Annotated in this window: 9 protein-coding genes; 5 read left to right on the top strand and 4 right to left on the bottom strand. The window is 57.8% G+C overall.

Annotated elements, in window-relative coordinates:
• The first annotated feature begins 686 nt into the window (after nucleotides 1–686).
• From recO to lptE, 3 genes are all read left to right on the top strand, one after another.
• A complete protein-coding gene (recO, locus tag ACF8AM_RS01385; RefSeq protein WP_392553912.1) occupies nucleotides 687–1,562 on the top strand; it encodes a DNA repair protein RecO in 876 nt (291 codons plus the stop codon).
• A 125-nt stretch (nucleotides 1,563–1,687) separates the two neighbouring features.
• Nucleotides 1,688–2,836: a tetratricopeptide repeat protein gene (locus ACF8AM_RS01380; RefSeq protein WP_392553911.1), complete on the top strand. Its 1,149-nt coding sequence runs from the start codon at nucleotides 1,688–1,690 to the stop codon at nucleotides 2,834–2,836.
• A complete protein-coding gene (lptE, locus tag ACF8AM_RS01375; protein ID WP_392553910.1) occupies nucleotides 2,833–3,384 on the top strand; it encodes an LPS assembly lipoprotein LptE in 552 nt (183 codons plus the stop codon). Before ACF8AM_RS01380 ends, lptE begins: the two co-directional genes overlap by 4 nt.
• 14 nt (nucleotides 3,385–3,398) lie before the next feature.
• Here the strand turns inward: lptE and ACF8AM_RS01370 are convergent, their stop codons facing one another.
• The gene (locus tag ACF8AM_RS01370; RefSeq protein WP_392553909.1) at nucleotides 3,399–4,412 is read right to left on the bottom strand and encodes an AEC family transporter; all 1,014 of its coding nucleotides are present in this window, start codon (nucleotides 4,410–4,412) and stop codon (nucleotides 3,399–3,401) included.
• Between the two features lie 98 nt (nucleotides 4,413–4,510).
• On the opposite strand from ACF8AM_RS01370, the gene ACF8AM_RS01365 reads away from it, so the two are divergent.
• Both ACF8AM_RS01365 and ACF8AM_RS01360 read left to right on the top strand, forming a co-directional pair.
• Nucleotides 4,511–5,068 (top strand): tetratricopeptide repeat protein, encoded by a 558-nt coding sequence (locus tag ACF8AM_RS01365; protein WP_392553908.1) that lies wholly within the window; start codon nucleotides 4,511–4,513, stop codon nucleotides 5,066–5,068.
• A 369-nt stretch (nucleotides 5,069–5,437) separates the two neighbouring features.
• On the top strand, nucleotides 5,438–6,391 hold the full coding sequence (locus tag ACF8AM_RS01360; protein ID WP_392553907.1) for a DUF1559 domain-containing protein: 954 nt from the start codon (nucleotides 5,438–5,440) through the stop codon (nucleotides 6,389–6,391).
• A gap of 55 nt (nucleotides 6,392–6,446) precedes the next feature.
• Here ACF8AM_RS01360 and ACF8AM_RS01355 read toward each other — a convergent pair whose 3' ends face one another.
• The 3 genes from ACF8AM_RS01355 to ACF8AM_RS01345 all read right to left on the bottom strand — a co-directional run bounded on the left by ACF8AM_RS01355 (nucleotide 6,447) and on the right by ACF8AM_RS01345 (nucleotide 9,114).
• Nucleotides 6,447–7,508 carry a hypothetical protein gene (locus ACF8AM_RS01355; protein WP_392553906.1) on the bottom strand — a complete coding sequence of 354 codons (1,062 nt, stop codon included), beginning with the start codon at nucleotides 7,506–7,508 and terminating at the stop codon, nucleotides 6,447–6,449.
• 128 nt (nucleotides 7,509–7,636) lie between these two features.
• The gene (locus ACF8AM_RS01350) at nucleotides 7,637–8,620 is read right to left on the bottom strand and encodes a dihydrodipicolinate synthase family protein (RefSeq protein WP_392553905.1); all 984 of its coding nucleotides are present in this window, start codon (nucleotides 8,618–8,620) and stop codon (nucleotides 7,637–7,639) included.
• An 8-nt stretch (nucleotides 8,621–8,628) separates the two neighbouring features.
• Complete coding sequence (locus ACF8AM_RS01345) at nucleotides 8,629–9,114, bottom strand: thioredoxin family protein (protein WP_392553904.1); 486 nt, start codon at nucleotides 9,112–9,114, stop codon at nucleotides 8,629–8,631.
• Nucleotides 9,115–9,905: the final 791 nt, after the last annotated feature.

The raw sequence follows: 9,905 nt of genomic DNA, 5'->3' as shown, positions 1-9,905 counted from the left end.
CTTTGATTGAGAGAACAGGATTGGACGGGAAGTTGGCAGTATGCACATCGCTGTTCCGGTCGTGAACCCCGGGGCAGTTCTTCCGTTCCCAACCGCTCTTCCGTTCCCAACCGCCGAAGTGACATCAATCTGACCATCTTCACCAGAGTGTCCAGTTGATCCGGACGAGAGCGAGAGAGATTCCACAGCGGACTGCAGCCCAATTGACGACATCACTGAAAAAACTTGGTTGCAATCCGCGCCCGAACGTGAACAAATACGATGTTTCGGGTGGGCGCAGGTGTCCCCAAATGTTTCATTAGTTAAACTACGCAAAGTCGCGGCCGAACTCGTTTCCTAAGCACCCCCGTATGTCTTCCAAAGGAATACACTCGCGGTTGGGGACTTGTTTGGTGGCAGCGATTTGCGTCCGGACGGGGTGCGCAGGAGTAATGGGATTTGCATGTAACGGCTGCGTATTTCAAAGTTCCTCGCACTCCCTCCGGGCGCAACTCGTACCCTACAATGCCTGAAAACTTCGCCGTGCCGCCGGATCGTTTGGCGGCTCGTCCGTGCGATGATGCCGACCGCTCATTCGCAGTGGCTTCATCGGTGACCTGATTCCGCTGCTTTGACCTGATTTCGCTACATTGAATTGTTCGCTGAATCGATGACCCAATTTGGGTCGGCCCCAACCCACTGCATTGATGAGCAATCAATCCACCACGGCGATCGTTCTGCGAACGGTGGAATTCAGCGAGACCAGCCTGATCGTGACCTTGCTGACGAAGGACCTCGGACGAATCTCCGGGTTGGCCAAAGGAGCTCGGCGTTTGAAGGGCCCCTTTGAAGGATCGCTGGACCTGTTGTCCGTGTGCGCGGTGACGTTGATCGATAAACCAGGCGATACGCTGGATTTGCTGACCGAATCCAAACTTCGCCGCCGTTTTCGCGGTGCCCAACGTTCGCTCGACCGATTGAATGCTGGCTACCACATTGCGGAAATGCTGCGTTTGCTGATCGATGACGACGATCCTCACCACGAATTGTTCGACATGACCCTGTCAGCGATGGGAATGATCGATGGCGATGGCCCCGTCGCGGAAACGCTGCTGGCCTTCGACGCCCAGTGCCTGAGGCTGCTAGGGCATTCGCCGGCGACCGACCGCTGCACGGTTTGCGGGCGTGCAGTGGAACGAAGCCGAAGGCGAGCGACCTTTTCGCTGGTCGGGGGTGGCGTTGTTTGCGAGACCTGCCGCCCGGCTCAGAGTCACCTGATGACGGTCAGTTGGGACGCGTTGGACGCACTGCGAAAACTGGCCAGCGACCCTGCAGACGATGCCACGACTCAAAACACTGCCGAACAGCGGCCAAGCGAACAGCAGTCAGTCGCACCGCTGTCTCCTGAGCATAGCGCGACGTCTCTGGTCTCGGCCACCTTCCCGTTGCACAGCCTGATTCCTGCGCTGACGCCCGGCGTCTATCGAGACTTGCGTGGACTGCTGAATCGCACCCTTGAGTCGTTGATTGGACACACTCCGCGAATGCAAGCATTCCTGCCCGGCAAGCTCGATTCGCACTAGCGATGAAGCCAGCGAGTTGAGTATCTCCAACGAGTCATTTCGAACTTGACCGAAGGAAGCTTCTCGTGACGTCTTGCCGTTCACTGTTACTCACTCTCGTTGTTCTTGCTGCTCCATCGCTGGGGATGAACTCTCTTTCGGCCCAAGAAGCTTTTTGGGACTCAACCAAAGAGACGACCGACCGAGCCTTGCGTTTCCTCACCATGCGTGAGCAACCCAACGCCGAACGCGCTCGGGAATTGTATCAGCAGGCAGACCAATTGTTCCGTGCCGCCGCAGCCCGCGCCAACCAAACGCAGCGTGACGCTGAAGCCGAGGGCACCGAAAAGAAGGACTTCGCCCAAGCCGCAAAAATCTTCGCTCGCGCCGCCGACGCTCAGCCAGGAACGGCATTGGCACAAGACGCGATGTTCATGCAAGCGGAGAGCCTGTTTTTTTCCGATCAGTTGCCCGAAGCAGCGGACGTCTACGAACGCCTGAACAAAGAGTTCCCCAACAACCGCCACGTCGACCAAGCCGCCGCGAGAGCTTTCGCGATTTCGCAGTACTGGATTGACACGGAAAGAGCGACCGAAGACGACTGGTTCAAGTTCAACCTGTTTGACCCCAGTCGCCCGCGTCTGGACACCGAAGGGCACGCCGTCCGCGTGCTCGACCAAATCCGGTACGACAACCCAACGGGACGACTGGCCGATGACGCCACCATGGCCGCCGCCGTCGAATACATGCGGCAGGGCGAGTTCGAAACCGCCGATGAGTTCTTGACCGACCTTCGCGAAACGTTCCCTGAAAGCGACCACTTTTTCAACGCTCACCTGATGGGCATCCGCTGCAAACTCGAACTGTTCGCAGGTCCTCAGTACAGCGGGTTGATGCTGGAAGAAGCCGACAAATTGGTCAAGCAAACTCGCCAGCGTTTCCCCGATCGACTGCAAGATCCCGCGACGTCGGAAATGGTTGCTCGCGCCGCAGCAGAAATCGCTTTCCGCCGTGCAGAGAAACTCGACACCCGAGCCATCTTTCGCGAGAAACGTTCGGAATACGGCGCAGCACGATTGCACTACCAAAAGATCCTGCGTGACTATCCCAACACGCCCTTTGCTGACCGAGCCCGCGAGCGACTGGAAGCCATCTCCGGTTACCCAGACGCTCCTGCTGAACGAGTCACCGCAATGGTGCTCAAACGAATCTTCCCGGACAGCCGGCAGTCACCGCCGCTGGAAACCAAATTCAATTCCTCGACCGGCGAACGCAACGAGTCGATCTACCGATGAGTCATCGCCCACATCGAATCACACCTGCCATGCTGATCGGCGTTCTCGCGACCTTGATCGCGGTGAACCTCGCGGGTTGCGCGCCTTATCAATTTGGCAACGCCTCGTTGTTCCCCCAGAACATTCGCACGGTGCATGTGCCTGTCATTCGCAACGCAACGTTTCGCGAAGACATTGGCGTCCGCTTGACAGAAGCGGTGAACAAAGAGATTGAACTGCGAACACCTTACAAGGTCACTGCCGATCCACTTGCTGACACCGTGCTGCGTTGTGAAGTGATCGACGAAACCAAACGCGTTCTCACCGAGAACGACGCCGACTACGTGCGTGCTCTCGATGCCGCCATCCAGGTTCGGGCATCGTGGTCAGACCGCCAGGGCCGGTTGCTGATGAAGAACTCCATCGTTCCAACGAACGACCTGACGATTCTCTTCAGTCAGGACGAGCGATTTGTTCCTGAAGCCGGCCAATCGATCGACACCGCCACACAAAAGGCCATTGAAGACTTGGCGAACCGAATCGTCAGCCAAATGGAAGCTCGCTGGTAGACAGCGGTCGCGAATCAAACCGCCATCCACCACGCACCAATCGCCATCCAAACCGGGATCAACACGATCCCGAGCAGCGAAGTCGACAACACCACTCGCAGAGCGGTTGCTGTGTCGCCTTCGTAAAGCCGGGTCAGCACAATCGGGAACACCGCCGACGGCATCGCGGCCTCGAGCAACAAGACTTGCTTCAAGTCCGTGGCCGTCACGGTCGCCGCCGCGATGCCCAGCATCACAACCGGCATGAACAACTGACGGAACCCAACCGCCAATCCGATCACCGGCGCCGAACCCGTCCAATCCGCCGCTCGCAAGAAATCCACCAGAATCGCGCCGCTGAGCAACAACCCCAGCGGGATCGAACTGGACGCCAGCAAACCCACCGAACGCATCACCGATGCGGGGATCAACGATTCCGCTCCGCTAGCACGAAGAGTCAAAGCGACAATCACGGCGATCAAAGGAGCACTGGTGGCAACAGGACGAATTCGCTCCCAATTGCGATGCCAAAGACGCGCGGACTTTTCCGGTCGCTGCTTTCCGCTGCTGCCGGTCACAATCGCAATCCCAACGCTCCACAGCGCGATATCGACACCGACGTTGTGCAAGATCATCTCGACTTCCGCGTTTGGATAAGTGATCTGGGCCAGCGGAAGTGGGATGTACCCGTAGTTGCAAATCCCCGCGCAAAGCGCAAAGGCTCGCTGCTGGGCATCGGTTTTCAATCCCACCCAGGGGCCGACCGTTTTGGCAACGTACCACGCGGCAAGAAAACCGAACGTGGTGATCGAAAACCCAAGCACTGGCGGCAACCACGCCGACGCCAGTGAATCCAAGGTTGGATCACCGAGGATCCGGTCCAAAAACAAACAAGGCAGCAGGACTTTCGCGGTCAATTTGGCCAGCGAAACATCTGCTTGATGAGTCAGCCAGTGCTGGATTCGGCATACCGCACCGACGCCCATGACCAAGAAAACACCGAGGACGCTGCTGATGATGACAGCAAAGGCTTCCGGGTCCATCAACATGAGCCACTCCCCTCGACCGGGCGGACACTCGCTTGGGTCGTCGCGTTTCGACTTGCTACACCGACGCGAAATTTTGTATCTGTCATCCGATGGAAATCGTGTCGATCCAAGCGAAACATTATTGGACGTGCCTGTGGCCGGGGATGTCGGAATTGTGGTGGCGCGGACGGTTGTCGGCTCTGCCTGCGTCCGTCGCATTTGCCGCAGTCGTCAACGCGTTGCTGATCGCCAAGTTCATTTATCCCGGATGGTTGTCCGGGGCATTGGTCATGTTGGCATGCTGGATCGTGGCTGCTGCCTGGGTTGTGCTGACAGTCCGCTCGATTCGAGAACTGCCATTGCTGTTGTCGCCCCGCCAAGTCAGCGACCAACCGGACCGATTTGCCGAAGCACAACTCGCCTATTTAACGGGCAACTACGCGTTGGCAGAAGAGGCGTTGACAGCCGGGCTATCGATCGAGCCACGCGACCCGCCGGCATTGTTGTTGCTAGCCGCCGTGCTGCGGCACACCGGGCGTTTGAACGCCGCTGACGCTTTGTTGACAGAAATCCCCAAATTGGAAGCCGCTGCCGCCTGGAACCTGGAATGGGAAAGCGAGCGAGCCCGCCTGGAAAGAGACCTCGATTCGCGTGGCGAACTGCAGGATGCGGAATAGCGAGCTTCAGACAAGTCCGACGCGAACGAACCAGCCCAACAGGCAGCTCCCGAAGCAGAATCGATCACCCCCGCGACGCCCGAAATCGACGGCAAAGAGAATGCTTCCGTCCCCACGAGCGAATCCGCTGCGTCTGAGCCCACCGAACCAGAAGCCGACGAACTCGCAGAATCTGAGACGGGACCATCGACGCTGCCAATCGACACGGCGCTGGAGTCCTTCTCGGCAGCCGACCTGGACGACCGAGCAGACGCTGATCGGGTAAGCGATGACGAAGACGACGCCCCAAGAAACACGGGACACTCAGAAGCAGCCTGATCACGATTCAGCGATCTTCGCGAAGCCGCCTTGGCTCGATAAAATCCGTGCATGAAAGCCGCCTCCCCCCATCCAACGAACCCTTTCCATTCATCACCGCTTCGCAACCCCGCGGGAATTCACGCGAGACGAGGCGTTTCGGTGGTGGAAATCATTGTCGTGGTGCTGATCGTCCTGATCCTGCTGGCACTTTCGATCCCGTTTGTCCGCAACATGCGTGAACTGACACGCCGCAGCAACTGCGATCAAAACCTGATGCGACTCGGGCTCGCCATGCAGGCCTATGCGTCCGATCAATTGCACCTGCCGACCGGAACCGCATCCTTCAACGCCACCATCCAGCTTTGGCCGGATATCCCCTCTCCCGAGACGCCCGCGGCTGACTCGCCTGAGCAGCCCGCACCGATTGCTAGTGAACCGGAGGGCTATCACCACAACTGGGTTTCGTCACTGCTGCCCTACGTCGACCAAGTCGGACTGTTCCAGTCGATCGACTACTCGGCAAGCGTTTACGCTGAATCCAATCGCCTGATTCGCGAAACCATGGTTCCGGTTTATCGCTGTTCATCGGATGATCCGTCGCCCACGAACTCGAGCTACGCCGGCCTGCACCACTCGCTGGCCAGCCCCATCACGGCTTCGAACGATGGATTGCTGTTTCTCAACGCTTGGGTTCGACCAGAAGAGGTCCCCGATGGAATCTCAGCAACCATCCTGCTGGGAGAAAAACATTCGTATCCAGGCGATCTTGGCTGGGTGAGCGGCACCCGAGCGACGCTTCGCAATGCTGGAACACCAATCAACTCGCTGCCGAACGAGGAGCAACTCGGTGACCCAAGTTTCGTCGGCGGATTGGGCAGCCGTCACTTCGGCGGTGCCAATGTCCTCAAAGGAGATGCTGCGGTGACGTTTCTCTCCGAGACGATTGACCTGCCGTTGTTTCAGTCGATGGTCAATCGGAACAATCTCGCCGAAGTCAAACCGGCTGAAGCGGATGCGAACTGAACTCGATCCAGCCAAGCGACTTTGATGAGCTGGCGGTCAAACTTCGACACAAAGTTCAGGCGAAGTCTTTTTCCCACTGCCGGCCTTGTTCGTCTTCGCTGAATTTCAACGTCGCGAACTGATCTTTCAACTTCACCGCATTGGAATCGATCGTCGTTTCCACCGTGAAGATCTGCCGGTTGGCGAGCGACTGCACAATCGAGGCAACCAAAAACTGCTCATGCGTGGACAGTTCACGCTCCGCCATCGAAGCCACAAAACCTTTCTTGGGCTGCGGGGCTGGGTACCCATTCAGCTCCACCGGATGCATCAAACGCAATGACAAAATGGAACGAGCACCGTCCATGACTTGGCCTTCCGGATCGCCCACCCACAAATCGATCGCCGCAAGAGGTTCGTTGGTTTGGTGGTCCATCAGGACATTGCGTTCCATGTCGAAGTGGCTCATCGCGACCGCGGTGCGATGATTCAGCGGCAGCATCGGCAGGCGGTCAATTCGAGTGGAACGCCGTAGTTGCAGGAACTCACGATTGACAGGTGGCCGATACGTGGACGTGTTCACAACCAACCGCAGCAAACTACGAGCGACGTGAAAACCATGACGCGAAAGCAAGGAGGCGACCCGAGCGTCCGATACCGGGACTCCCATTCCGTGCCCGATCGGAGGCAACCCGCCATACCCGTTTCTGGCATCGCGAACTGGCCCCACACACATTCGCTGAACCCCCGCATCGGCGGCACGCTGCATGGTTTCGATCAGCAGAGAATCGCACACCGCTAATCCAGCCTCTCCGGCAAAACAAATCGCGGCGACCAAGGAGGTCGGTACCACATCGACCTCCGGAACCTCATCGACAGCAACGGGCGAATCGCTTTCCAACAACTCCGGCGGCGGCGACTGCCAGTCATCCGAAAACTGGTGGCACCACGCCACCACTTCGCCGTCCACTTCTGCGACCAGCAGACTGCCCGGTGCGAAGAACGTTCTCGAAAGCACGGCACGCTCTAAAATCGAAACGCTGACCGGTGGAATCTGACCGGCTGCCTCCCAGTGACGCATCCAAACGTCAAACAGGCCAGGAAGATCAGAGTTGCGAAACGGTCGGATGTTCGCCATGACGGTAAAACACGATGCAGTGAAAACGAAGCAGGTCGGCGGGTTATCCTACCGCGCAACCACTTGGATGTGTCTCACTTATCGGCCCGCCTCGCTTGCCAAACGACGTTCTTTTTCAAGTTGCCGCGTCACTTTTGAAGCTGCTGCATCACCCGGCGAGCAATCACCTGAATGGCTTCCAATTGCTTCTCCGATGTCGCTGGCATTTTGGCCTGCGTGGACTGAACCATCGCGCTGATGTCGCGTTCAGCATCCGCGACCAAACCTTGCTGCTTGTCGGACAACGGCAAGCGACTGCGTCCGAGGTCCCAACCGCGAGCACGAGCCCCCGCGCGAAACCCTTCTGGAAACTCGCCCAATCCAATCATGGCATCAAACAACGGCAGCAACAGGTACTGAAGTTCCATCGCCAGTTTGTGATCGCCTTCCGCACACGCTCGGTGGATCGCACGAGTCAGTTCCGGAAGCACGCCGCTGGTAGCATTGGTACCACCGTCCGCGCCAGCGATCAGCATCGGAGCGAGCGAAGCGTCCCACCCTGTCAGGAACGAAAAGTCATCTCGTATCGGACGAATCGCCGCCATCATTCGCATCAAGTTCGGCAGATCACCCGAACTGTCTTTCAAACCAATGATCCGCGGGTACTCTTCCGCCAACCGGATGACCACGTCGACTTCAATGGGAGAAGCAAACATCGGGATGTTGTACAGCGTCACGTCCACCCGGACTTCTGATGCGATCCGCGCGTAATAGGCGTGCACGCCTTCGCTGCTGATCGGGTAGTAAAACGGCGCCACGATCGCGACCGCTCGAACCCCCATGTCGCCATAGGCATTGCAAGCCTCGATTGTCTCATCGACGTTGGCCTCGGCCGCCCCCGCCAGAACCGGCACTCGGCCAGCCGCTTGGTCGACAACGATTCGCACAATCTGTCGACGCTCTTCCGCGGTGAAGCGAACAAACTCGCCCGTACTGCCGTTGGGATACAACCCATCGACGCCGTGGTCGATCAACCAATCGACGTACCCTCGCAATTTGTCTTCGTCGACGCGTCCCCGGTCATCCACCGGTGTGATATTAGGAGTCAAAATGCCGGAGATGCGTCGATTCATAGGTGGGATCAATTCGGAGGGGAAGGTGCCAAACCCAACAGCTCGTTAAAAAGGCCAGGTGGCTGATAGCCTACTCGGTGAGCAATCACTTTGCCGCGAGGAAGGGCCAGCAAGGTCGTCGGGTACGTCGTCACTGGAATCCGCGCCAGGATCTCTGGGTTGGTGTCCGGTCGCAGAATAATCGGCACGAAACCGTTCGCCAATCGAGCCTGAATTCCAGCGTCACACAATGTGTCGCGTTTCATCGCATCACAGAATCGACAATCTTTCGATGTGATGAAAATCAACATTGGACGCCCCGATCGCCGGGCCGCAGCCCAACCGGCTTCAAAGCTGTCGTGCCACTGAGGTGCCTCCGACCTGACGGCCATGACTCGCGGACGACCGGAATGGGCCGGCGAAAGAGCTGACGCAACCTTGCCGATGATTGGCAACTCCGCTTGGGCGGTCGAGCCCGACGTGAAGAACAAAAGGGCCAGAGCGAAGCACGACAAGCACTTCCTATTTCCCAGCAAAAAGAAAACGCGATTTGAAAAACGCGGCGGAATCGATCGGCGATCTTCGCCTGTTCCACAAACCAGGCTGCGTCCCGCAACCATCCATTGAGCCATGAGATCCCCCTCTGAAGGCATTTGTCCCTCGCAACCGATCTGGATGCGTCTGAGCAGCAGCGCTCCATCTCGACTCGATCGTCCCGGCAAAACCCAAGTGAATGAGACAGCGAATCCTTCCGCATGATTGCAAATCAGCGACTCGATTCCTCGCCCACTACCCGGACTTTGAGACGCGGCAGAGCACTAGCAAGCTCGAAACCTAAGCCTCCCAAATTGCCGCCACAAGTGTTTGACTTGAACGGATAGGGGATTTGCGCAGTTTTTTTGACGACAACGCTCAAGACGAACATTCCGATCCCCTCGACGGACAAAAGCTGAACTCCCTAGCGGAAGGGGCCCCAGTCAAGATCGCTAAACAAACGACCACTGACAGGGGCAGACGCGATCGCGCCGCAGACACATGGCGATCCGCCAACACGCTTTTTGAAGTTGCGATTTCGCGCGAGACATTAGCTTTTTCATAACCCGACGCGTCAGCGAGGCGAAATCAACATCGTTTGTCCCTCGCTGAAGCTTATTGAAGTTGCGCTTTTGCGCGAGGCATTGGCTTTTACATAACCCGACGCGTCAGCGAGGCGAAGTCAACGTCGTTTTTCCCTCGCTGAAGCTTCTTGAAGTTGCGCATTTGCGCGGGACGTTGGCGATTCAAAACCCCACGCGTCAGCGAGGCG

The organism is Rhodopirellula sp. JB055, assembly GCF_043100905.1.
Classification (GTDB): domain Bacteria; phylum Planctomycetota; class Planctomycetia; order Pirellulales; family Pirellulaceae; genus Rhodopirellula.
This window is presented reverse-complemented; position numbering and strand designations above follow the sequence as displayed.